Here is a 22,682-nt window from a genome sequence, read left to right as displayed (position 1 = left end):
GCTCTTGCTCTTCTTTCTCTTCCGTGGGTGGACGCGAACCCACCCCGCCCGGCCAAGCACGGCTTTTGCTTTACACGCCCCCACCCCCGAGGGGCTGCGCCGTTCGCCGCAAACTACGCCGAAGGCGCAGGCTTCTGCTTCAGCAGGCTGAGCGCCAACCCACCCACCACCAGCACGCCCAGACCCAGCAGCGCCCACAACAGCCACGCCTTCCAGTCATGCTGCGGCTTCAACGCTGCGTCGCCCGCCAGCGGTTCCGGGCTGCCTTCCAGGCGCGCCAGCGTCGGCTGCCACGACGGATCATTGCGCTGCCGCAGTTCCTCGATCAGCACCCCGATCGGCGCGTCGGTGCGGCGCGCGGTCGCGCTGCCCACTGCCAGTGCGTAGGGCGCCGCACCCTGGCTCAGGAACACCAGCACTTCCGGTTGGTAACCCAGGCGCAGCGTGGGTGCGGTGGCGGTTTCCGCCGGATTCGCCACCAGCTTCCAGTAGCGGTCGCGATGCACACCGCCCAGCGCCTGTGCCGCCGACTGCTGGCGCTGGCCCTGCGTGCCCTGCTGCACCTGGTAGGCGATCCACGGTGCGCTGCGACGCTGCCACTCCGCACTCTCGTCATCGCGACTGAACAGCGTCCATTGCACCAGGCTGTTGTCGGTGCTGGACACGTCGGCGCGCGCCACCGGGAACCGGCCATCCATCTCGAAGGTGTACTCGCCCTTGCCCTTCGACGTCGGCTCCAGCGACAGCCATTCCCACGGCAGCGTCGCCGGCGCTGGCGGCAGTTCCGCCAGTACGCCACGCAGGGTCGGCAGGCGCGAATCGCCCTGCGCCAGGATGCGCAGGTAGCGTGCGGTGCCGTCCACCTGCAGGCGACGCTGCAGCAGGCGCTTGCCCGCGCGCTGCAGATCCACCAGCGGCACGTCGCGGCCAATCAAGCGCCAATGCTGCAGGTCGTCACTGGCATCCAGCTGCACCTGCGCCTGCAGCGGCTGGCCGCTGTCGGCCCAGTCCAGCACCAGCGCCGCCAACGGCTGCTGGTCGAGCATGCTGGCGTCGATCAGCCAGCCTCCCTGCCCGTTCGCCGCCGTCCCGCCACTCACCCGTGCTTCGACCCGGCGCACGCGTCCGTCGGTATCGCGCTCGGTCAGCAGCTGCAGATCGTTGCGCTGTGCATCGGCCAGCGGCGGCAGCGCGAACCAGGGCAGTTCACGTTGTACCGGCGGCTGCGCCAGCGGCTGGTCCGGTGCCAGCAGTGCCGACGGCAACAACTGGCTGGCCGCATTGAACACCTGCAGATCGCTGAGGTCGGCAGTCACCGCACGGCGGTAGATCGCCGGCTCCAGCACGATACGGTAGGCACCGGACTGCGCACTGGACAAGGTCAGCGGCCATTGCTCGGCATATTGGGTGCGGTAATCGGCCGCCTGCACCACGACGGCGGCCAGCATGCCGAGCATCGCCGGCAGCAGCGCCCTGCTCCACTTCCTCATTGTTTTTCCTCCACGGTCGGCGCCGCGCTCGGCGGTGCCGGTGCCAGATAACCCACGACCGTGCACAGCAGGCCGTAGGCGATGAACGATGCGATGCCCAGCAGATTGCCCAGGTGCTGGCGATCGACAACAACCAGCTTGGCCAGCACCACGCCCATCAGCACGGCACCGACCATCCACAGCACACGCTGGCCACGACGCGAACCCCATACCCAGGCAATCACGCCGAGCACGCTCCACAGCACGGTCAGGCTGGTCTGCGCCAGGCTGAAGCGCATCATCGACGCGTTCCACGCCAGGCCACCCCACTGGTGCACGCCATGCAGCACCAGGCTGGTCAGCGCGACGAAGGCCGCCAGTGCCAGCAACGGCATGCGGATATCCAGCAATGCCTGCGGTGCCTGGTCGCTGTACAGCCAGCGCGCCAGCAGCAACAGGCTCACCCATTGGCCGATCTCGGCCGGATTCAGCACCGGCAGCCACAACAGCGGCGCAGCGTCGCCCGGCAGCAGCTGGCCGAACAGCCAGCCGATCGACAGCAGGCCGAACAGCACGCACTGCAGCGGCACGCGCACGCTGTCAAAGGCCTGTCCCAGCGGCCAGCGCAGCGCGTTCCAGCGCCACAGCGACAATGCCGCCATCAGCAGCCACGGCAAGGTCACCAGCAGGGTGGTCCAGCCCTGCGCCAGATCGGCTTCGCCACCGCCCCACAGGGCCAGCAGCGAAAGCAGCGACGGCCACAGCAGCCACCACAGGAACTGCGCGATGCGGGCCACGGTATCGCCGCCCTGGCGCAGGCACAGCAGGGTACGCACGCCCAGCACCGCGAACACCGCCCAGGCCAGCGCGCCATAGCCGGCAAACGGCTGGTGGTGCGCATCGCTCTGCATCAGTGCCAGCGGGAAGCCCAGCGCGAGCATGGCCAGCGCAGTCACGCCCAGCGCACGCGCCGGCTGGCGACGCTGCACTTCGGCGGCCAGCCATGCCGTGACCGCGGCCAGCACCAGCAACGCATCCACTTCGGTGCGGTATGGGAAGAAACGGGTGATCTCATGGACCAGGCCGCCCAGCCACCACAGCAGGCCCCACAGGTAGTACACCAATGCGACCTCATGACGCGGCCTGCGCTGGTAGCTCCAGGCCGACGCGAAGCCCGCCAGGGCCAGCAACAGGGCGCCAATGGCGGTCGGGTTGATCAGGAAGCGCAGGTCTTCGTGCCAGTGGTCGCCGCCGGCAACGAAGGCGAACGCAGCGCCAATCTGCAGCAACGCGCCGGATACCTGCGGCAGCCAGCGCTTCTGGCGCAGCCCCAACCAGGCCAGGCCAGCACCTTCCAGTGCAAACACGGCACCGGTGGCGCGCGCCGACAATGCCAGCGGTACCGCCAGCGTGGCAAAGCCCACCGCAAGCACGGCATGCGACTGCGCCAGCACGGTGTACGACGCGCGTGCGATCAGTGCCCGCGCCAGTACCGCGTAGATCGCGGCCAGGCCCAGCGCGCACAGTGCCAGCGTCATCGGCTGTTCGTGCAGCATGCCCGCCTGCAACGAGAACGCGACCAGCGGCGTGCCGAACACCAGGCTGCCATCGATCAGGTCACGACGTCCGGCCGGCTGGCGACGCGCGTACAACAGCGGTATCAGCAGGTAGAACACGAAGAACAGCACCAGGAACGGCTCGGTGCTGCTGAACTTGTCCGGTGCGTACTGCAGCGCGCCCCAGAAGGTGCCGATGCCGAAGGTGAAGGCGAAGCCCAGCAGGTTCAGCGCGCGCCATGGGCGGAACCAGGCGATGGCGAAGATGCCCGCGTTGAGCACGGCGTAATAGCTGAACAGCCCCACATGGTTGCCACTGCCGGTGGACAGCCACAGCGGGGCCATGAAACCGGCCAGGATGCCCAGCACCGCCAGCGTGCGCGAGTTCTGCACTACCGCCAGCACGCACAGCCCGGCCACCAGTGCAATGGAGCTGACGAAGGCCAAGCCCGGCGGAATCAGGTCGAAGCGCTTGAATGCCGCGAAGATGGTCAGCAGCAGTACGCCAATGGCGCCGCCCTGCAACGCCAGCGCAAACAGGCGCCGGCGCTCGCGCTGGTGCCAACCGAAGGCCAGCAGGCCCAGCGCACCCACGGTGATGCCGGCCAGGCGCAGCTCGATCGGCAACACCAGCCAGCCCTGGTCGCTGACGTACTTCAGCAGCGCAGCGACACCCGCCAGCAGCACCAGCATGCCGATCTTGACCGGCACGTTGCCTTCGGTGAACCAGCGCTTGACCGCACCGATGCCGCGCTCGATGAAACCGGGCAGTGCCGGTTCGGAAGGCAACGGCGGCTGCATCGGCACCGGCGGTACCGGCGGTGGCGCGGCAGGACGGGGAGCGGGCACCTCGCTGGGCGCTGCTTCGCGTACCGGTGACTGCGGGGGTTGCGGCGCAGCAGCGGCGGCCGGCCGCAGGAACGGAGGATCGGCACTGGCTGCGGGCGCGGGCGCAGCCCGTTCAGGCGTGGGCGCGGTAGCGGCGGGCCTGACGGTGGCAGGTGCGGCAGCCATCGCGCTTTCCAGCGCAGCGACGCGGCGGCGCAGGCCGGCGATCATCACCAGCGCCACCACCAGCAGCAGCGGGATGGCCAACAGGACCAGTACCACCAGGGCTATGAGTGCTTCCATTGCGTGCGTCCATTGCGTTCCCGTGCCCCAGCGGCAGCGGTCGACCGCCCCATGCTACGACAGGGCAGGCCCCATAAACGACGAACCCCGGCCAGGCCGGGGTCCGTCTGCGATCTGCGCCGGCCTTACTTGGCGGCGATGACCTTGGCCATTTCCAGGCACTTGTTCGAGTAGCCCCACTCGTTGTCGTACCAGGTCACCAGCTTGACGAAGGTGCCGTCCAGGGCGATGCCGGCATCGGCGTCGAACACCGAGGTGCAGGTTTCGCCACGGAAATCGGTGGCCACGACCTTGTCTTCGGTGTAGCCCAGGATGCCCTTCAGCGGGCCTTCGCTCTGTGCCTTCACTTCAGCGCAGATCTCGGCGTAGGTGGCTTCCTTCTCCAGCTCGACGGTCAGGTCGACCACCGACACGTCCGAGGTCGGCACGCGGAAGCTCATGCCGGTCAGCTTCTTGTTCAGTTCCGGGATGACCACGCCGACGGCCTTGGCCGCACCGGTGGACGAGGGAATGATGTTTTCCAGGATGCCACGGCCGCCGCGCCAGTCCTTGTTGGACGGGCCATCGACGGTCTTCTGGGTGGCGGTGGCCGCATGCACGGTGGTCATCAGGCCGCGCTTGATGCCCCACTTGTCGTTGATGACCTTGGCCAGCGGGGCCAGGCAGTTGGTGGTGCACGAGGCGTTGGAGATGATCGCCTGGCCGGCGTAGGTCTTGTCGTTCACGCCGTACACGAACATCGGCGTGTCGTCCTTCGACGGCGCGGACATGATGACCTTCTTGGCGCCGGCATCGATGTGCTTCTGCGCGGTTTCCTTGGTCAGGAACAGGCCGGTGGCTTCCAGCACCACGTCGGCGCCGACTTCATCCCACTTCAGGTTGGCCGGGTCGCGTTCCTGGGTCAGGCGGATCTTCTTGCCATTGACCAGCAGGTCGTTGCCCTGCACCGCCACGTCGGCCTTGAAGCGGCCGTGCACGGAGTCGTACTTGAGCATGTACGCCAGATAGTCCGGCTCCAGCAGATCGTTGATGGCCACGATTTCGATGTCGTCGCCGAAGTTCAGCACCGCCGAGCGCAGGACGTTACGCCCGATGCGACCGAAACCGTTGATACCAACCTTGATTGCCATGTTCTCAAGCTCCTGCGGCCGCGACAGGTGCGGCGGGATGGATAGGGCCCACAAGTCTAGCAAACCGGGGCTGGCCACCGCGGGCCAGCCGGGCCCGGCGGCAGGCCGGCGGACAGGATTTGATCCGGATCAAAGCGTTAGCACGGCGTGAGGCCGACACTGGCCCCATCCACCCAGCAGCGAGAACACCCCCATGCGCAAGACCTCCCCCCTGATCGTGGCCAGCCTGGCCGCCGCCCTGTCCCTGGCCGCCGCCCCGGCCATGGCCCAGTCCAAGGGCGACTGGACCGTTTCGGCCGGCGTGCACCAGGTGGCACCGAAGTCGAACAACGGCTGGCTGGCCGGCGGCACCCTGAAGGTCGACGTCGACAACGACGTCAAGCCGACCATCACCGGCGAGTACTTCATCGCCGACAACCTGGGCATCGAAGTGCTGGCCGCACTGCCGTTCAAGCACGACATCAACATCAACGGCCTGGGCCGCGTCGGCAGCACCAAGCAGCTGCCGCCGGTGGTGACCCTGCAGTACCACTTCAACAGCAAGGGCAAGGTGTCGCCGTTCGTCGGCGCGGGCGTGAACTACACGACCTTCTTCAGCGAAGACACCACCGGTGCGCTGGCCGGCAGCAAGCTGAAGCTGCAGGATTCGTGGGGCCTGGCCGCACACGCCGGCGTGGACTTCGCGATCGGCGAGAAGGGCGCCCTGCGCGTGGACATGCGCTGGATCGACATCGACAGCAAGGTGAAGTTGAACGGCGAGAAGATCGGCACGGTCAACATCGATCCGCTGGTCTACGGCGCGTCCTACGTCTTCAAGTTCTAAGCGGTGTACTGGGCGCGGGGGCTTCGCCCCCGCTCCCCCGCTACACGCAAAACCCTCGCAGCATGTTGCCCCGGTGATTGCCGGGGCTTTTTTTGTGCGAGAAGCACAGGCTTCTGCAGTTGGGCGGAGAGGGTGGAGTGATCGGGAAACACCGTAAATGCGTCCCTGCAGGCTCGATCGCCGCCTCCATGCGGCGAACGGTCCCGATCACTCCACCCTCTCCACCCTTCCGATCTGCGCGCGCGTGCCAGCTCAAGCAAAGGCAAGAGCTGAACCTGTACATCCGAGGCGTAATGGCTGCCTGCAATTGCAGGATGCGGATTTTGATCCTGCATTTGTTCTTGATGTTGCCTTTGACGTTTGCATCCGCCTCCGCGGCCATGTTGGATGGGGGCTGCAGGGGCAGGCGCTCTTCCATCCACCTACCCCGCTAGAATGTGCGCATGAACGCCCTGCACTCCCTCTTCCTCGCCGCCGCCCTGGCGCCGGCCCTGCTGTCCGTCTCCGCCCCCGCACACGCTTGGGGCGCGCAAGGCCACCGCCTGGTTGCCGAAGTCGCCGACGCCCGCCTCACCCCCACCGCCCGTGCCGAAGTGGACCGCCTGCTGGCCACCGAACCGGACGCCACCCTGGCCAGCATCGCGCCGTGGGCCGACCAGCTGCGCGCCAAGGACCCGGGCCTGGGCCGTCGCTCGGCCGGCTGGCACTACGTCAACATCGCCGAAGACAACTGCCACTACGAAGCACCGAAGCACTGCAAGAACGGCAACTGCATCGTCGAAGCCCTGAAGGCACAGAGCGCCATCCTTGGCGACCGCAGCCTGACCGACGGCGAGCGCCTGCAGGCGCTGAAGTTCGTCGTGCACCTGGTCGGCGACATCCACCAGCCAATGCACGCTGGCTATGCGCACGACAAGGGCGGCAACGATTTCCAGCTGCAGTTCGGCAACCGCGGTACCAACCTGCACTCACTGTGGGACAGCGGCATGCTCAACACCCGCAAGCTGGACGATGCCGGCTACCTGCCGCTGCTGCAGAGCCAGCGCGCACCGAAGCTGGCGCGCCAGTCCAACCCGCAGCGCGACCCGCAGACCTGGGCCGAAGCCAGCTGCCGCATCTCCATGCAAGCTGGCGTTTATCCGGCCTCGCATAAAATCGGTGACGAATACACCGAGCGCTACCGGCCGCTGGCCGAAGCGCAGCTGCGACTGGCCGGTGAGAACCTGGCGCAGTTGCTGAACCGCGTGCTCGGCACGCGCTGAGGAGAGTTCCGATGCCGGTCCGGGTGCAGTCGTTCTTCCACCGTGACAGCAACACGTTCAGCTACCTGGTCAGCGATCCGGCCAGTGGCGAGACGGCGTTGATCGATCCGGTCCTGGACTACGACCCGGATACCGACGCCAGCAGCGAGTCACCGCTGCGCGCGGCGTTGCAGGCCATCGAACAGCAGGGCCTGCAGCTGCGCTGGCTGCTGGAGACGCATGCCCATGCCGACCATGTATCGGCCGGGCGCCGGCTCAAGCAGCGCTTCCCGCAGGCCACGCTGGCCATCGGTGAAGGCATCCGCGCGGTGCAGGCCACGTTCGCACCGCGCTATGGCCTGCAGCTTCCAGCAGCCGACGAAATCTTCGACCACCTGTTCAGCGATGGCGAAAGCTTTGCCGTTGGCGAGCTGCATGGCCAGGTGATCGCCGTGCCCGGCCACACCAGCGACAGCATCGCCTACCTGATCGGCGATGCACTGTTCACCGGCGATTCGTTGTTCATGCCCGACGGCGGCACCGCCCGCTGCGATTTCCCGGGCGGTGATGCCGCGCAGCTGTACCGCTCGATCCAGCGCCTGCTGGCCTTGCCCGACGCCACCCGCGTATTCGTCTGCCACGACTACGGCCCGGGCGGCCGCGACTTCGCCAACGAAACCACCATCGGCGAACAGCGCGCGCACAACATCCATGTGCACGACGGCGTGGCCGAGGCGGAGTTCGTCAGCGTGCGCCAGGCCCGTGATGCCACGCTGGAAGAACCGAAGCTGATGCAGCCGGCGGTGAAGGCCAATATCCAGGGTGGGGCCTGAGTCGCGCCGCTGTGCTCGCCGGGCAGTGCCCGGCGCTGCCCAGGCAGCGTGGGCGATCATTTCCCCTGCATCCGCACCACATGCTGGCCCTTCACGATCTCGAAGGTGAAGGCGTACTGCAGGGTGACCGCCACCGGCTCAACCCGCTCGGCGCCGCGGCAGTCGCCGCGATCAGCCGGCACCTTGCCAGCCGCGAAGTGGCAGACCGCTGCTGACGAGTACTTCCACATCGCCACGGCTTCCTGCGCAGCCTGCAGCAGGGGGGCGTTCTCGCGCATGGCACCTGCCGCGCACCCAGCGCGATCGGTCAACGGCAGGCTGCGCTCCACAGCACCGTTGGCATCAACCACCACCTGCAGGCAGATGGTGGTCGGGGCCAGCTCCGCGCGCGGATCACGATCGCCGACCTCCGGGTCCGGCGCCGCGTACAGCTGCGGCATCCGGTAGCCCTCGGTCGCACCCAGCGAATACGCCTGCAGCTGCCCGCTGCCACCGCCCGCCTGCGGCTGCAGTCGCTGGTGGCCGACATTCTCGCTGCGGGTATCGACGGTGGCCAGGCGATCCTGGGTTGCGCATCCTGCCAGCAGCGCCGCCATCATCAACAGCGGCGCCCGCTTCACTTCGTGTCCTCGGTGTCGTCCATGGCGTAGTTGATCGGAATCTTCACTGCCCCTGCCACCGGCTTGCCATTCTTCATCGCCGGCCGATAGGTCCAGCTGCGCGCAGCGGCGATCGACACCGCATCGAACACCCCCGGATTGGAGGCGCTGAGCACGCGGACATCGCTGGGGTGCCCTTGCGCATCCACTTCCACACGCAGGTTCACCACGCCGACCTGACGCTGCTCGATCGCAGACTTCGGGTAGGACGGCGGTGGCATCTTGTCGACCTGGATCTCCCGATCCACGACGGCCGCTGCAGGGCTGCCGGCCATCGTACTGCCCTGGCTGGCCCACGCCACCGCTCCCATTCCCACGCACACCCCGACCACCAGCACCTGCCCCGACACCCACGGCAATGCCTTCCGCCTGGACTGCTTCAACATGGCGATACGCTCCTTCAACACGGGTTGGCTGCGCCAATGGCAGACCGCCGGCGCAACCGGGTGGACCAGCTGCGCCTTCAGCAGCGTGCTGGCGTAGAGGCCGCGCAGCGACGGCTGCGGGGCCATGGTGCGCGCATCGCAGGCCAGTTCCTGGTCGCGCAGGAAGCAGCGCGCAGCCCAAGACAGAAGAGGATGGAACCAGAACACGGCGCGTATCAGCAGCAGGGCACCATTGGCCCAGTGATCGCCGTTGCGTTGGTGGCTGCGCTCGTGCTGCAGGATCAGGCCCTGTTCCTGCACAGTGAACTGCTGATCGAAATCGGGGCCGACCACGATGCGTGGGCGCCACAGACCGACCAGTGCCGGCAGGCCAGGATCGCCACTGGCCTGCCAGCTGCCATCGGCGCGTGGCTTCAGCGGGCCCATGTTCCGTTCAAAACGACGCTGCGCGCGCAGGTCGCGCAGCAGGCAGATGCCCATGCCCAGCGCCCAGGCCATCAGCAACAGCCAGGCCCCGGGCAGCGACTGCCCATCCACACTGTCGCTGGCCCCCGGCAGCACTTTCAGCGGCAACGCCGGTACATGCTGCAGCAGCGCGGCCTGCGGCAACGGCAGCAGCAGGGCCACCAGCAGCAGCGGCAGCAGCCACCAGCTGCGGTAGGCCAGCCCGGCACCGCCCATCCGCACCAGCAGCGGCCGCAGCACTGCCAGCAGGGCCACACCCGCTGCCAGCCACAGGCTGGCCTGCAACAATCCGTCGAGCAGCTCAGTCATGGTCCAGCTCCTGGATCAGCTTCTTCAGGTCGGCGATGTCCTGCGCGCTCAACTGGCCGCGTTCGCTGAAGTGCGCGACCAACGGCGCCACACGCCCTTCGAACACGCGGCCGATGAAGTCCTGGCTCTGCGCCTCCACCCACGCCTGGCGTTGCAGCAGCGGCCGGTACAGGTAGCGCCGGCCGTCGCGCTCGGCGGCGATCGCGCCCTTGGTCAGCAGGCGGTTGAGCAGGGTCTTGATGGTCGGTTCGGCCCAGTCGCGGTGGGCCAGTGCGGCCACCACTTCGTCGGCACTACGCGGCGCCTGCTGCCACAACACCTCCATCACAACGGCTTCGGCTTCGCTGATCGGGGTCATGATTTACATCCGTAATCGACACCCCGATTACGCGCGTAATCGAATTGGCTGTCAAGCCCCTCGACTCCGGGTTCATCGCCGCTGCGCCAGCATCGATTCCTCCCGCCCCAGGCCCCGGATGAAAGCGCTGCCCAAGAAGGATTTCCCGGTCGAACAGGCCCGCCGCTTCCTTGAACCCGGCCCGATCGTGCTGGTCAGCACCGCCTGGCGTGGCCAGCGCAACCTGATGACGATGGGCTGGCACATGGTGATGGGTTTCTCGCCCTCGCTGGTCGCCACCTACCTGTGGGACGCGAACCACAGCCACGCGCTGGCCCGAGGCAGCGGCGAGTGCGTGATCAACGTGCCCGGCGTGGAGCTGCTCGATACCGTGGTGGACATCGGCAACTGCAGCGGCCGCGAGGTCGACAAGTTCGCCCGTTTCGGGCTCGATGCGCTGCCCGCGCGCGAGGTCGGTGCGCCGCTGGTCGGCCAATGCCATTCGTGCTTCGAATGCCGCTTGTACGACGACAGCCAGGTGGCGTCGAGCAACCTGTTCATCTGGGAAATCGTGCGCGCCCACGTTGCGCCCCGGCCGAAACTGCCGCGCACGGTGCATTACCGCGGCGATGGGCAGTTCATGGTGTCCGGTGCGGAGGTCTCGCGTCGACGGCGGTTCAAGCCCGACATGCTGTAATGCCAGCACTCCCCCACACGCAGGACCGCCGCGCATGACCGAACACCTCACCGACCTGGACGCCGCCGTCGACTGGTTGTTTGCGCGCGTGGAAGGGCCGCTGCGGATCGGGGCACCGCTGGCGCTGGGCAAGCCGCATCGGCTGCTCAATGCCCTGTATGCACGCGTGGAGCGCGATCCGGCGCGGCCGTTGCAGCTGTATACCGCACTGTCGCTGAATCCGCCGAAGGCACGCGGCAACGGCCTGGAAGCGCGCTTCCTGGCGCCGTTCGCACAGCGCCATTTCGGCGATGATTTCCCGCGCCTGGCCTATGCCGATGCGATCGCGCGCGACGCGCTGCCGGCCCACGTGCAGGTGGAAGAGTTCTACATGCAGTCCGGCGCCCTGCTCGGCTCGCGCCAGGCGCAGTCCAGCTATACCAGCCTGAACTACACCCACGCCGCCGACGCGGTGGCGCAGCGCGCACCGCAGGTGATCGTGCAGAAGGTGGCGATGCGGCCGAACGACCGCCGGCTTTCGCTGTCGTGCAACAACGACATCACCCAGGACACGCTGGATGCGATGACCGCGCGGGGCCTGCCGCGGCCATTGCTGGTCGCCGAGATCGATCCGCAACTGCCTTATCTGGGCGGCTCGGCCACGGTCGATGTGTCGTTCTTCGATCTGGTGATCACCCCGCCGCCGCCGTATCCGGCACTGTTCGGCCTGCCGCGGCAGCCGGTCGGCGACGCCGACTACGCCATTGGCCTGTATGCCAGCACGCTGGTACGCGACGGCGGCACCCTGCAGATCGGCATCGGCACGCTGGCCGACGCGCTCAGCCATGCGCTGGTGCTGCGGCACACCGACAACGCGCGCTACCGCCGCGTGCTGCATGCACTGGATCCGCAGCTGGCCAGCCACCCGCTGGTGCAGGAGATCGGCGGACTGGATCCGTTCGAAGTTGGACTGTACGGCTGCAGCGAGATGCTCAACGAAGGCTTCCGCCGACTGGTGCAGACCGGGGTGATCAAGCGCAAGGTGCACGACGACCTGGCGCTGATGCAGCGCATCGAGAATGGCAGCACGTTGTCGATCGACCACGCCACCCTGGCCGCCGAAGGCGAGTACCTGCACGGCGCGTTCTACCTGGGCTCGCCGGAATTCTACGAGTGGCTGCGCACGCTGCCGGAAGACGAGTGCCGTGCGATCGGCATGCGCCGCATCAGCGAGATCAACCAGCTATACGGCGGCAACGAGACGCTGGAGCGCCTGCAGCGCCGCCATGCGCGCTTCTTCAACTCCTGCATGATGGCCACCGCGCTGGGCGCGGCGGTGTCGGATGCGCTGGACGATGGCCGCGTGGTGTCCGGCGTGGGCGGACAGTACAACTTCGTGGCGATGGCCCATGCCCTGCCGGAAGCGCGCAGCGTGCTGATGTTCCGTGCCGCGCGCGATGACAAGGGCCGGCGCGAATCGAATGTGCGCTGGAACTACGGCCACACCACCATCCCGCGCCACCTGCGCGACATCTACCTCAACGAGTATGGCATCGCCGACCTGCGCGGCATGACCGACGAAGACTGCGTGCATGCGATGACCGCAATCACCGAGGCCCCGTTCCAGGGCGACCTGCTGCTGCAGGCGCATGCTTCGCGCAAGCTGCTGGTGGCCACGCAACCGGATCCGGAGCGGCAGCAGCGCAACACGCCGCAGGCATTGGCCAGGGCGCTGGCACCGTTCCGTGCCGATGGCAGCCTGCCGGACTATCCACTGGGCAGCGACTTCAACGAGATCGAGCAGGTGCTGGTGAAAGCGCTGGCCTGGCTGAAGGCCAACACGCAGACCCGCGGCGACAAGCTGCGTACGGTCTGGGCGGCACTGCGCCAACCCGCTGGCGACGGCGATGCGGTGTACCTGCAGCGCATGGGCCTGCAGGCACCCAGGGATTTCGCCGAACGCCTGGACGCACGACTGCTGCGTCTCGCGCTGGCACGCACCGCCTGAAAAAAGGGGACGGAGGGGATTAAGTCGTTTGCGGCACGTGGCACAAACGACTTAATCCCCTCCGTCCCCTTTTTCTTGCGGCAAAGAAAAGGCCGGCTTGCGCCGGCCCCTTCTTCATTGCTCCGCGAGGCTGCTTACAGCGCCTTGGCGGCTTCCACCACGTGGGCGGTGGTGATGCCGAAGTGCTTGTACAGCTGGTCGGCCGGGGCCGAAGCACCGAAGGTGTCGATACCGATCACCGCGCCGTCCAGGCCGACGAACTGGCGCCAGAAACCGGTGACGCCGGCTTCCACGGCCACGCGCTTGCGCACCGCGTTCGGCAGCACCGATTCACGGTAGGCCGCATCCTGACGCAGGAACACGTCGGTGGACGGCATCGAGACCACGCGGGTCTTGAGGCCAGCCGCGTCCAGCTGGGCCTTCGCTTCAGTGGCCAGCGAGACTTCCGAACCGGTGGCGATCAGGATCACGTCCGGGGTGCCGGCCGCATCGGCCAGCACATAGCCGCCGCGCTCGATCTGGGCGATCTGCTCGGCGTTGCGCGGCTGGTGCGGCAGGTTCTGGCGGCTGAACACCAGGCAGCTCGGGCCGTCCTGGCGGGTGATCGCGGCCTTCCAGCTCACCGCCGACTCGACCGCATCGCACGGACGCCACACGTCGTTGTTCGGGATGTAGCGCAGCGAGGCCAGGTGCTCCACCGGCTGGTGGGTCGGGCCGTCTTCGCCCAGGCCGATCGAGTCGTGGGTGTAGACGTGGATGGCGTGGGCCGGGATCAGCGCGCTCATGCGCACACCGTTGCGGGCGTAGTCGCTGAACACCAGGAAGGTGGCGTCGAACGGAATGAAGCCACCGTGCAACGCCAGGCCATTGGCGATCGCGGTCATGCCGAACTCGCGCACGCCGTAATACACGTAGTTGGCGTTGGCGTCGTCGCTGGCAACCGACTTGCTGCCCTTCCACAGGGTCAGGTTGGAGTGCGCCAGGTCGGCCGAGCCGCCGACGATTTCCGGCAGCAGCGGGGCGTAGGCTTCGATGGCCAGCTGCGAGGCCTTGCGCGAGGCGATCGTCGGGCCTTCAGCGGCCACCTGGGCGATGTAGGCATCGGCCTTGGCAACGAAGTCGGCCGGCAGCTCGCCGTGCGAGCGACGGGTCAGCTCGGCCGCTTCGCCCGGGTACTGGCTGGCGTACTTGTCGAACAGCTGTTCCCACTCGGCCTGGCGCAGGGTGCCGGCGCCATTGGCACGCCAGCCGTCGTAGATCGCCTGCGGGATCTCGAACGGACCGTATTCCCAGCCCAGCTGCTTGCGGGTGGCTTCCAGCTCGTCCTTGCCCAGCGGGGCGCCGTGGCTGGATTCCTTGCCCGCCTTGTTCGGCGAACCAAAACCAATGGTAGTGCGGCAGCAGATCAGGGTCGGCTTGTCGCTCTGCGACAGCGCAGCCTCGATGCCGGCCTTGATGCTTTCCGGGTCATGGCCATCGACATCGCGGACCACGTTCCAGCCGTAGGCCTCGAAACGCTCCGGGGTGTTGTCGGTGAACCAGCCCTCGACGTTGCCGTCGATGGAGATGTGGTTGTTGTCCCAGAAGCAGACCAGCTTGTGCAGGCCCCAGGTGCCGGCCAGCGATGCGGCTTCATGCGACACGCCTTCCATCAGGCAGCCATCGCCCATGAACACCCAGGTGCGGTGGTCGACCACTTCCAGCTCCGGGCGGTTGAAGCGCTGTGCCAGCAGCTTCTCGGCCAGGGCGAAGCCCACGGCATTGGCGAAACCCTGGCCCAGCGGGCCGGTGGTGGTTTCCACGCCCGGGGTCTCGTGGCGCTCCGGGTGGCCAGCGGTGTGGCTGCCCAGCTGGCGGAACAGCTTCAGCTGCTCGATCGGCAGGTCGTAACCACTCAGGTGCAGCAATGCGTACTGCAGCATCGAACCGTGGCCGTTGGACAGCACGAAACGGTCGCGGTTGAACCAGTGCGGATTGCTCGGGTTATGGCGGAGGTAGTCGTTCCAGAGGACTTCGGCGATGTCGGCCATGCCCATGGGCATGCCGGGGTGGCCGGACTTTGCGGTTTCAACCGCATCGGCGGCAAGGAAGCGGATGGCGTTGGCCAACTGGCGACGGGTAGGCTGCGTCATGGTTCTGTCGGAATCGGGAGGCGGCCGCGGACGTGCGGGCGGCCTATTGTCCCATAGTCGCCGGGCGGGGGGTCAGTCCGCCTTGCCCGGTCGTGCCGGCCGCTGGCCGGCAACGTCAGGATTTCCGCCGGATTCCGCATGTGAAACGGGGTCGGAGCCCTTTCCCTGTGGAAAGGAATCCGACCCCGATCAGGTCGCCAGCAGCGGCGCTGGACTCAGTCGTCGTGCGGGGTCAGCGCCGGGCCGTCGTGGGACTCGCCCTTGGCCACCAGCGTGGTCAGGGCCAGGTCGCCGGTCACGTTCAGCGCGGTGCGGCACATGTCCAGGAAGTGGTTCACGCCCAGGATCAGGCCGATGCCCAACGGGTTCACGCCGACCATCGCGCAGATCATCGCCACCACCGGCAGCGAGCCCGACGGCACACCCGCGGTTCCGATGCCACCGAGGATGCAGACCGCCATCACCATGAACTGCTGGCCGATGCTCAGGTCCACACCGAAGAACTGGGCCAGGAAGATCACCGTCACGCCCTCGAACAGCGCGGTGCCGTTCTGGTTGGCGGTGGCGCCCACGGTCAGCACGAAGCGCGACACGCGCTGCGGCAGGCCCATCTGGTCGGCCACGCGCAGTGCGGTCGGCAGGGTCGCATTGCTGGAGGCGGTGGAGAACGCCATCACCGTCGCTTCCTGGGTATCGCGGAAGAACGACAGCGGCGAGCGGCCCGACAGCCACACCGCGGCGCCGTAGGTCACGATCATGTGCAGGCCCAGCGCCAGCACCACCACGCCCACGTAGGCACCGAGGCGGATGATCAGCTCGAAACCGAACAGTGCGGCCAGGTTGAACATGAAGCAGGCCACCGCGTACGGGGCCAGGCGGATGACCAGGTTGATCAGGGTCATCGAGATTTCGAACACGCCTTCGATGGCGCGGCGCAGCGGGGCGACCTTCTCATTGTCGGTCAGCACCATGCCGATGCCGAACATCAGCGCGAAGAACATCAGCGACAGGATCGCGCCGTTGTCCGACGCCGCCTGCAGCACATTGCTCGGCACGATCGACAGCAGCATGTCCATGCCCTTCGGCGTGCCATGGATGCCAGCGACGATTTCCTTGCTGCGCTCGGCATTCTCCGACAGCATCAGTGCCGCCGTCTGCGGATCGACGCCCGCGCCCGGCTTGAGCACGTTGACCAGCACCAGGCCGATGCCTACCGCGATGCCGGACAGCAGCACGGTGTAGGCCAGCGTCTTCCAGCCGATGCGGCCGAGGGCGCGGATGTCGCCCATTTCCGACACGCCCATGATCAGCGCCGAGAAGATCAGCGGCACGATCAGCATGAAGATCAGGTTGAGGAACAGGCCCGACGCCGGGGTGGTGACGTAGTCCATTACCCACTTGGCACCGGCCTGCAGACCATCGACGCTGCCGCCCAGGGCGTGCACGATCAGTCCCAGGACCAGGCCGATCGCAAAGCCGATGCCCATCTTCCAATGCAGGGGCAACTTCTTCTTGCCGGCAGCAGCTGCTGTCATACGCGGGTTTCCTCGAAAAATGAATGCACTCTAACAAAGCCCGCAAGCGGCGCCGGTTCAGGTTCGCCGCGGTGGATACAGCGGTGCCAGGCCAGTTTCGGCGGTACCCGCAGCCGCCGACCAGTGCGGTCCGTCACGGAAGACCTCGCGCAGGCGCGTGCGCAGCGATGCCAGTTCGCCCTGCCCGCCCCAGCGTGCCTGCTGGAGGTCATGCAGCACCTGACGCTGGGCTGCATCCTCAAGCCGGGCGATGACCTGCTCGATGCGTTCGACACCGGCCATCGCGCACAGCCGTGCTTCCACCTGATCGAAGCCTTCGCCATCGAGCGCGCGGCGCAGTTCGGCCAGGCCGGCACGACCGGCCGCCACAGTCGGCACAGAGGGCTTGCCGGCTGCAGGTGCCGCCGCACGCGGGCGGCGACCTCTCTGCCAGCCCCACACCAGGGTCAACAGCCACAGCAGCGCCAGGCCGATGGCCGCCGCCATCCACGGCCACGGACGCTCGGACAGGCCACTGGCACGTGGATCGGTCGCGGCAATACGCGCGTCCTGTCCGTCGGTGCCGGGCAGCGCGGCATCGGTGTCGATCGGCGGCAGCGGTGCCGGCGAGGCAGTGCCAGCGCCGGTGCCGGCCGCAACGGCCAGCGTCAGGTCCGGCAGCTTCGCTTCCTGTGCCTTGCCGTTGCGTACATCCCACCAGGGCAGGCGCGGTCCCGGCACCACCAGCGAACCCGGCTGGCGCGGCACGATCGAATAGCGGCGGGTGATCTTCAGGCGCGGCGTACTGCCGTTGAAGGTCTCCTCGTACTGCGCGGGTTCGGCGAACACCTGCGCGGCGTTGCCGACATCGGGTACCGGCAGGTCGGTGAACTGTGCACGGGTCGCGCCTTCGGCAACCGCCTCGACGACCACGTTGGCCGCCTCACCGGTACGGGCACTGGTCGGCGCACTGGTGTAGCGCAGCTGCAGGCTCTGCAGGGGCAACCACGGCTGCGGCGCCTGTGCCGGCTGTGCCTGCACCTGCAGCGTGCGGTCGGCGCTGGTGGCATTCATGCGTCCGTCGCCACCGCCGAAGAAATCATCGAAGAAGCCACCGGCGCTGCGCCCGCTGAAACGCGCACCTGCCAGCCGCAACGCGCCGCTGCGCTCGGGGATCAGCAGGAAACGCCGTTCGACCACGTTGTAGCGGCGGCCGTTGACCTGGCGCACGTCGGTGTGGTCATCGCCCACGCGCTGCAGCGACGCACCCGCCGGGGTATCCAGCACCAGCTCGCCGGAGGCCAGCTGCGAGGCGAAATACAGCCGCACCACCACGCCCACGCTCTGCTGCACATAGGGCGTATCGTCATCGACAACGGTTTCAATGAAGGCCATCGCATTGCTGCCGGGCGCGGCCACGGCGGCCGCATCCACCTGCAGCGTCAGCGGCGCGGTGCGCACGCTGCCCACCTGCAGGCCCGGCACCACCAGCGCACCACTGCGCCGTGGCGTCAGCGCCACCCCATACAGATTGCGCTGCTGCATGCTGCCATTGCTCCACTCCACCTGGCGGCTGCTGGTCTGGCCGCTCAGGTCGAAGTCGCTGCGCAACGGCGTGAAGTCAGGGGCACCCTGATCGCTCTCGACATTGAGGGTGACCGTATCGCCCATCGCGATGCGGTCGCGGTCGAGCCAGGCGCGCGGCTGCGCCCAGGCCAGCAGCGGCAGCCACACCAGCAGCGCCGCCAACAGCTGCCATGGCCAGCGCCCATGCATAGAGATCGCCCGCGTCATCGCCCTTCCCTCTTCCTGCGTTCGTTTTCCAGCTGGAACTTGGCCCGCAGCAACGCGCCCGGATCATCCGGCACGCGACGCATCCACGCCTCGACCGCCTGTTGCTCCTCACGCTGACGCGGGGTGCGGCCATCGCTGGCCGGCACCGGCTTGCCATCCTTGTCGGCCTCACCTTCGCGTGCCTGCTGCATCGCCTGTTGCATGCGCTGGCGCTGCTGTTCGTCGGCCTGTGCCTGCGCCCTGGTGTCCTCTGCCTGCGGCGGTGCCTGCTGGCCATCGCGGCCACGCTCGCCGGTCTGCGGGTTCGACTGCGAGGCGTCGTCGCCGGGCTTGGGTGGCGCTTGCTGGCCGGACGACGGCTGGCCCTGCCCGGGCGACGTCTGGCCCTGCTGCGGCTGCCCCTGTGGATTGTGCTGGCCCTGCGGGCTCTGCGGTTGCTTCTGCTGCCCGTTCTGCGGCGGCTTCTGCTGATCCTGGCCCTGGCCACCACCGGATGGCCTGCGCTTGCGTGCGGCATCGACCACGGCACGGTTGGCCACCGCATCGGCCATGCCCGGATGCAGTGCCAGCGCGCGGTCGTAGGCGGCGATCGCTTCGTCGTAGTTGCCTTCTCGTGCCAGCGTGTTGGCCAGGTTGTACCAACCGGCATCGTTGTCGATGCCTTCGAACTGTCTGCGTGCAGTGGCGAAGTCGCCCTTGCGGTAAGCCTGAACCCCCTCGGCCAGGCGCTGATGCTGCACCTGGTCGCCACGCTTCCACAGCGTGCCCTGCGCGGGCGCAGAGGCGTGCGTCGCAGGCGCCTGCGCCTGCGCCTGCGCGTCATTCATCCACGGCAGCAGGCCGACCGCGAGCACCGCTGCCAGCACCGCGCGACGGCGGAAGGCCAGCAATGCCAGCAGCATCACCGGCGGCAGCAACCAGAAGCCCTCGTCACGCCACTGCTTGCCTTCGCCCGGCCGCTGCGCCGCCATGCCATCGCGCGCGTCAAGCACGCCGAGCGCACGCAGGTCGCTGTCATCGGCGGAGATGCGTGCATAGCGGCCGCCACCTGCCGTAGCCACCGCACGCAGGCTGCCCTCATCCAGCGCAGCCTGGCGGATCTGCCCGCTGCCATCGCGGTAGGCGGCACCGGCAGGCGTGCCCAGGCCCAGCACCGACACCTGCAGGCCCAGCCCGCGTGCCTGCGCTGCGGCTAGTGCAGCCTCACCCTCGGCCTGATCGCTGACCAGCAGGATCTGCCCCCGCAACGCGCCAATCTGCCGCATCAGCCGTGCTGCCCAGTCGATGCCACGGTCGGCACGCTGGCCATCGCGTGGCATCACGTCCGGTGAAAGGGCATCCAGATACAGCGCGACGTTGCTGCCGTCGTCGGTGAGCGGTGCCACGGTGTAGGCATCATCGGCGTACACCACCAGGCCCACCTGCCCGCCCTGGCGCGCGCGCAGCAGCTGGCCCACTTTCGCCCGCGCCTGCAGCAGGCGCGACGGTGGCAGATCGGTTGCAGTGATCCGGCTGGACAAGTCCAGCACCACCAGCAGGGGCGCGCTGGCCTGGAACATCGGTTGTGCCTGCTGCCGCCAGCTGGGTCCGGCCATCGCCAGCGATGCCAGTGCCCAGCCCAGCAGCAGCACCCAGGGCAGGCGCACGCGACGCTTCGCGCCAGCCGCCAGCAGGTGCGGCAACAGGTGTGCATCCACCGCCTGCCGCCACGCGTCACTGCGTCGTTGCCGGTACAGCGCCAGCGCAACGATCAGCGGCAGCGCCAGCAACGCCCACAACCATTCCGGTCGCAGGAAGTGCAGCGCGTTCCAATCGGGAAAGTGGGTGGCCAGGGCAATCATCGGCGACGCTCCGGCCACAGCCAGGCCAGCACACCCAGCAGCAACGCAATCCCCAATGGCCAGGCATAACGTTCTTCGCGCGGGCGCAGGCTCGGCCCCTTCGCGGCAACCGGCTCCAGGCGATCGAGCTCGGCGTAGATCCCGGCCAGCTGCGCGGTGTCACGTGCGCGGAAGAACTGGCCACCGGTCATGCTGGCGATCTTCTTCAGGGTGGCCTCATCGACCGGATCCTGGTCGGTGGAAATCGGAATGCCAAACAACCGCATGCTGCCATCGCCGCCAAACGCAACCGTGTGGATGCGCACGCCCTCGGCGCGCGCGACTTCCGCGGCACGCAACGGCTCCAGCACGCCGGCATTGCTGACACCATCGGTCAACAGGATCAGTACCCGCTGCCCCTCCGGCTGGCTGCGCAGGCGCTTCACCGCCAGGCCGATGGCATCACCGATGGCGGTCTCGCGCCCGGCCAGGCCGACCACGCTGTCGCGCAGCTGGTCGCGCACGCTGGCCAGATCCGCGGTAAGCGGCGTGAGCGTGTAGGCGCGGTCGCCGAAGATCAGCAGGCCGACGCGATCGCCCGCACGACGATCAAGGAAATCGGCAAGCACGGCCTTGGCGGCGGTGAGACGATCGACCGCCTGGCCGCCCAGCACCATGTCGCCCTCGCCCATGCTGCCGGACACATCCATGGCCAGCATCATCTGCCGCCCCTGCTGCGGCGGTGTGATGGCTTCGCCCAGCTGCTGCGGTCGTGCCAGCGCGATGCACAGTGCGCACCACCCCAGCCACAGCAGCAGCGTACGCAACCACGACACGTCGACACGGCCACCACCGGACAGTGCTTCCAGTTCGGCAGCGGCATAGGGCACACGCAGCGCAGCTCCCGGCTCTGCCCGCCGCTTCCACCAGCGCATCAGCAGCGGCAACGGCAGCGCCAGCAGGGCCAGCGGCCACGCCAGCTGTAGATCCGGCCATGGCCAATAGGTTGCCCACAGGTTCATCGGCGACGCTCCAGCAGCATCGCCAGATAGCGCTCGCGGGCCCAGCGGCGCACGGCCGCCACGTCGTTGCTGTTCACGCGCGGGCGATAGGCGCCTTCGGCCAGCAGGCTGCGCTGCGCACCGGGCAACGCGCCCTGCGGATCCAGGCGTTGCCACCAGGCGTCATCGCGCAGCGATTCGCTGCCCGGCTTTGCATGGCGTGCGGCACGGCGCAGCAGTCCCGCGATGGCCGCCAGTTCGGCCGCAGCGTCGGTGGCTTTTTCCAGTTCCCTGTCGAACAGCTGCAACCAACGCTGGCGACGGCGGCGACGCCGCCACATCACCACGCTGATCACCAGCAGCACCAGCACGACCGCCACGCCGATCATCAGGTAGCCGGGGGCGGGCGGCCACCATGATGGTGCCGGTGGCAGCTGCACATCGCGCAACGGCAGAGCGGCGCTCATGCCGGCACCTCGGTCGGCGACGGCGCCAGCCAGGCGTCGCTGGGCGCATCGGTGGACAGCACCTGCACGTCGACCCGGCGCGCACCGAGCTGGCGGCGCAGCGCATGCAGCGGTTCAACGAAATGCGACTGCCAGTGCGCCTGCACCTCGCTGCGCCGCAGGTCGAGACCGATACGCTGCTGTGCGGCTTGGAACTGCAGCGCCGCCGAGGGCGGGTGCAGTTCCAGGGGATCGACCAGCAGCACCAGGCTGAGGTCGTGATGCTGGGCCAGCGCGCTCCATCGCGCCGGTGGAATGCGGATGGCCTGCTGCGGATCGGCCAGCACCAGCATGCGCGCCCCCGGGCGCAACACGCGGCCTGCATGATCCAGCGCACGCTCCAGGCCCAGGTCGTCCGCCGGCGGCTGCGCATACCAGCGGGTCAGCGCGTCGAGCACGCGCAACACGCCGCGTGGCCCGCCTGCGGGGGCGATCGGCGCTTCGCAGTCGCTGCCACGCAGCGCGCCTACGCGGTCCCCACGGCGCTGCGCCGACCACGCGGCAACAGCGCCGGCACGTGCGGCCTGCACCGATTTGAAGCGCACGCGGGTACCGAAGTACAGCGCTGGCGACGTATCGGCCACGATCAGGCTGACCCGCTCGCGCTCGGCCTGGAACAATTTGGTGTGGGCGCGACCGGTGCGCGCGGTCACGCGCCAATCGATGTGGCGCGCGTCGTCGCCGGCCACGTATTCGCGCGACTCGGCGTACTCCATGCCGCGGCCACGCAGCGGGGACGGTGCCTGGCCCGCGTTGCCGGTGCGGCCACGGCGTGGCGGCGGCGGACGCTGTGCCAGCCGCCGCAGCGCGACCAGTTCGGCCAGCTGCGGGCGCAGCCCGTCACCTTCGACCACAGACGGTGCCTGTTCCAGGGAAGGATCGGTCATGCGCA

18 protein-coding genes are annotated in these 22,682 nt (G+C 68.1%); 5 read left to right on the top strand and 13 right to left on the bottom strand.

Annotated elements, in window-relative coordinates:
- Nucleotides 1-113: 113 nt before the first annotated feature.
- From B9Y64_RS08100 to gap, 3 genes are all read right to left on the bottom strand, one after another.
- Nucleotides 114-1,490, bottom strand: coding sequence for a DUF3999 domain-containing protein (locus B9Y64_RS08100; RefSeq protein ID WP_100440252.1), 1,377 nt, complete (start codon nt 1,488-1,490; stop codon nt 114-116).
- Entirely contained in the window at nt 1,487-4,156 is a 2,670-nt protein-coding gene (locus B9Y64_RS08095; RefSeq protein ID WP_100440251.1) for a DUF2339 domain-containing protein, read from the bottom strand. The genes B9Y64_RS08100 and B9Y64_RS08095 overlap by 4 nt, the downstream gene beginning before the upstream one ends.
- Before the next feature lie 125 nt (nt 4,157-4,281).
- Nucleotides 4,282-5,286 carry a type I glyceraldehyde-3-phosphate dehydrogenase gene (gene gap / locus B9Y64_RS08090; protein ID WP_005414333.1) on the bottom strand — a complete coding sequence of 335 codons (1,005 nt, stop codon included), beginning with the start codon at nt 5,284-5,286 and terminating at the stop codon, nt 4,282-4,284.
- Between the two features lie 193 nt (nt 5,287-5,479).
- Here gap and B9Y64_RS08085 point away from each other — a divergent pair, with 193 nt between their 5' ends.
- From B9Y64_RS08085 to B9Y64_RS08075, 3 genes are all read left to right on the top strand, one after another.
- Entirely contained in the window at nt 5,480-6,109 is a 630-nt protein-coding gene (locus tag B9Y64_RS08085; protein WP_099542721.1) for an OmpW/AlkL family protein, read from the top strand.
- A 443-nt stretch (nt 6,110-6,552) separates the two neighbouring features.
- Entirely contained in the window at nt 6,553-7,371 is an 819-nt protein-coding gene (locus B9Y64_RS08080) for a S1/P1 nuclease (protein WP_100440250.1), read from the top strand.
- Nucleotides 7,372-7,382: 11 nt separating this feature from the next.
- Nucleotides 7,383-8,183, top strand: a complete 801-nt coding sequence (locus B9Y64_RS08075; RefSeq protein ID WP_100440249.1) for an MBL fold metallo-hydrolase — start codon at nt 7,383-7,385, stop codon at nt 8,181-8,183.
- Between the two features lie 56 nt (nt 8,184-8,239).
- Here B9Y64_RS08075 and B9Y64_RS08070 read toward each other — a convergent pair whose 3' ends face one another.
- Genes B9Y64_RS08070 through B9Y64_RS08060 form a run of 3 tightly spaced genes read right to left on the bottom strand, consistent with a single transcriptional unit; the run spans nt 8,240 to nt 10,360 of the window.
- Complete coding sequence (locus B9Y64_RS08070) at nt 8,240-8,803, bottom strand: hypothetical protein (RefSeq protein WP_100440248.1); 564 nt, start codon at nt 8,801-8,803, stop codon at nt 8,240-8,242.
- On the bottom strand, nt 8,800-10,002 hold the full coding sequence (locus B9Y64_RS08065) for a M56 family metallopeptidase (protein ID WP_100440247.1): 1,203 nt from the start codon (nt 10,000-10,002) through the stop codon (nt 8,800-8,802). The genes B9Y64_RS08070 and B9Y64_RS08065 overlap by 4 nt, the downstream gene beginning before the upstream one ends.
- Nucleotides 9,995-10,360: a BlaI/MecI/CopY family transcriptional regulator gene (locus tag B9Y64_RS08060; protein WP_100440246.1), complete on the bottom strand. Its 366-nt coding sequence runs from the start codon at nt 10,358-10,360 to the stop codon at nt 9,995-9,997. The genes B9Y64_RS08065 and B9Y64_RS08060 overlap by 8 nt, the downstream gene beginning before the upstream one ends.
- Nucleotides 10,361-10,478: 118 nt before the next feature.
- Between B9Y64_RS08060 and B9Y64_RS08055 the strand changes: the two genes are divergently transcribed.
- Nucleotides 10,479-11,036: a flavin reductase family protein gene (locus tag B9Y64_RS08055; RefSeq protein ID WP_100440245.1), complete on the top strand. Its 558-nt coding sequence runs from the start codon at nt 10,479-10,481 to the stop codon at nt 11,034-11,036.
- A 34-nt stretch (nt 11,037-11,070) separates the two neighbouring features.
- The gene (locus B9Y64_RS08050) at nt 11,071-13,023 is read left to right on the top strand and encodes an acetyl-CoA hydrolase/transferase C-terminal domain-containing protein (RefSeq protein ID WP_100440244.1); all 1,953 of its coding nucleotides are present in this window, start codon (nt 11,071-11,073) and stop codon (nt 13,021-13,023) included.
- 134 nt (nt 13,024-13,157) lie between these two features.
- Here B9Y64_RS08050 and tkt read toward each other — a convergent pair whose 3' ends face one another.
- The 7 genes from tkt to B9Y64_RS08015 form a co-directional block, all read right to left on the bottom strand.
- On the bottom strand, nt 13,158-15,155 hold the full coding sequence (tkt, locus tag B9Y64_RS08045) for a transketolase (protein WP_010484072.1): 1,998 nt from the start codon (nt 15,153-15,155) through the stop codon (nt 13,158-13,160).
- A 215-nt stretch (nt 15,156-15,370) separates the two neighbouring features.
- Nucleotides 15,371-16,690 carry a dicarboxylate/amino acid:cation symporter gene (locus tag B9Y64_RS08040; RefSeq protein ID WP_100440243.1) on the bottom strand — a complete coding sequence of 440 codons (1,320 nt, stop codon included), beginning with the start codon at nt 16,688-16,690 and terminating at the stop codon, nt 15,371-15,373.
- Between the two features lie 57 nt (nt 16,691-16,747).
- Nucleotides 16,748-18,463 (bottom strand): BatD family protein, encoded by a 1,716-nt coding sequence (locus B9Y64_RS08035; RefSeq protein ID WP_100440242.1) that lies wholly within the window; start codon nt 18,461-18,463, stop codon nt 16,748-16,750.
- The gene (locus B9Y64_RS08030; RefSeq protein ID WP_100440241.1) at nt 18,460-20,304 is read right to left on the bottom strand and encodes a VWA domain-containing protein; all 1,845 of its coding nucleotides are present in this window, start codon (nt 20,302-20,304) and stop codon (nt 18,460-18,462) included. Before B9Y64_RS08030 ends, B9Y64_RS08035 begins: the two co-directional genes overlap by 4 nt.
- Nucleotides 20,301-21,305, bottom strand: a complete 1,005-nt coding sequence (locus B9Y64_RS08025) for a vWA domain-containing protein (RefSeq protein WP_100440240.1) — start codon at nt 21,303-21,305, stop codon at nt 20,301-20,303. Before B9Y64_RS08025 ends, B9Y64_RS08030 begins: the two co-directional genes overlap by 4 nt.
- A complete protein-coding gene (locus tag B9Y64_RS08020) occupies nt 21,302-21,751 on the bottom strand; it encodes a DUF4381 family protein (protein WP_100440239.1) in 450 nt (149 codons plus the stop codon). The genes B9Y64_RS08025 and B9Y64_RS08020 overlap by 4 nt, the downstream gene beginning before the upstream one ends.
- Nucleotides 21,748-22,677: a DUF58 domain-containing protein gene (locus B9Y64_RS08015; protein WP_100440238.1), complete on the bottom strand. Its 930-nt coding sequence runs from the start codon at nt 22,675-22,677 to the stop codon at nt 21,748-21,750. The genes B9Y64_RS08020 and B9Y64_RS08015 overlap by 4 nt, the downstream gene beginning before the upstream one ends.
- Nucleotides 22,678-22,682 lie beyond the last annotated feature (5 nt).

Source organism: Stenotrophomonas maltophilia (assembly GCF_002799245.1).
GTDB lineage: Bacteria > Pseudomonadota > Gammaproteobacteria > Xanthomonadales > Xanthomonadaceae > Stenotrophomonas > Stenotrophomonas maltophilia_S.
Note: the sequence above shows the minus strand (reverse complement) of the source record. Positions and strands in the feature narration are given on the sequence as shown.

Coding starts and splice junctions, on each gene's coding strand:
- B9Y64_RS08100 (WP_100440252.1), bottom strand. CDS start 1,490: ATGAGGAAGTGGAGCAGGGCGCTGCTGCCGGCGATGCTCGGCATGCTG.
- B9Y64_RS08095 (WP_100440251.1), bottom strand. CDS start 4,156: ATGGAAGCACTCATAGCCCTGGTGGTACTGGTCCTGTTGGCCATCCCG.
- gap (WP_005414333.1), bottom strand. CDS start 5,286: ATGGCAATCAAGGTTGGTATCAACGGTTTCGGTCGCATCGGGCGTAAC.
- B9Y64_RS08085 (WP_099542721.1), top strand. CDS start 5,480: ATGCGCAAGACCTCCCCCCTGATCGTGGCCAGCCTGGCCGCCGCCCTG.
- B9Y64_RS08080 (WP_100440250.1), top strand. CDS start 6,553: ATGAACGCCCTGCACTCCCTCTTCCTCGCCGCCGCCCTGGCGCCGGCC.
- B9Y64_RS08075 (WP_100440249.1), top strand. CDS start 7,383: ATGCCGGTCCGGGTGCAGTCGTTCTTCCACCGTGACAGCAACACGTTC.
- B9Y64_RS08065 (WP_100440247.1), bottom strand. CDS start 10,002: ATGACTGAGCTGCTCGACGGATTGTTGCAGGCCAGCCTGTGGCTGGCA.
- B9Y64_RS08060 (WP_100440246.1), bottom strand. CDS start 10,360: ATGACCCCGATCAGCGAAGCCGAAGCCGTTGTGATGGAGGTGTTGTGG.
- B9Y64_RS08055 (WP_100440245.1), top strand. CDS start 10,479: ATGAAAGCGCTGCCCAAGAAGGATTTCCCGGTCGAACAGGCCCGCCGC.
- B9Y64_RS08050 (WP_100440244.1), top strand. CDS start 11,071: ATGACCGAACACCTCACCGACCTGGACGCCGCCGTCGACTGGTTGTTT.
- tkt (WP_010484072.1), bottom strand. CDS start 15,155: ATGACGCAGCCTACCCGTCGCCAGTTGGCCAACGCCATCCGCTTCCTT.
- B9Y64_RS08040 (WP_100440243.1), bottom strand. CDS start 16,690: ATGACAGCAGCTGCTGCCGGCAAGAAGAAGTTGCCCCTGCATTGGAAG.
- B9Y64_RS08035 (WP_100440242.1), bottom strand. CDS start 18,463: ATGACGCGGGCGATCTCTATGCATGGGCGCTGGCCATGGCAGCTGTTG.
- B9Y64_RS08030 (WP_100440241.1), bottom strand. CDS start 20,304: ATGATTGCCCTGGCCACCCACTTTCCCGATTGGAACGCGCTGCACTTC.
- B9Y64_RS08025 (WP_100440240.1), bottom strand. CDS start 21,305: ATGAACCTGTGGGCAACCTATTGGCCATGGCCGGATCTACAGCTGGCG.
- B9Y64_RS08020 (WP_100440239.1), bottom strand. CDS start 21,751: ATGAGCGCCGCTCTGCCGTTGCGCGATGTGCAGCTGCCACCGGCACCA.
- B9Y64_RS08015 (WP_100440238.1), bottom strand. CDS start 22,677: ATGACCGATCCTTCCCTGGAACAGGCACCGTCTGTGGTCGAAGGTGAC.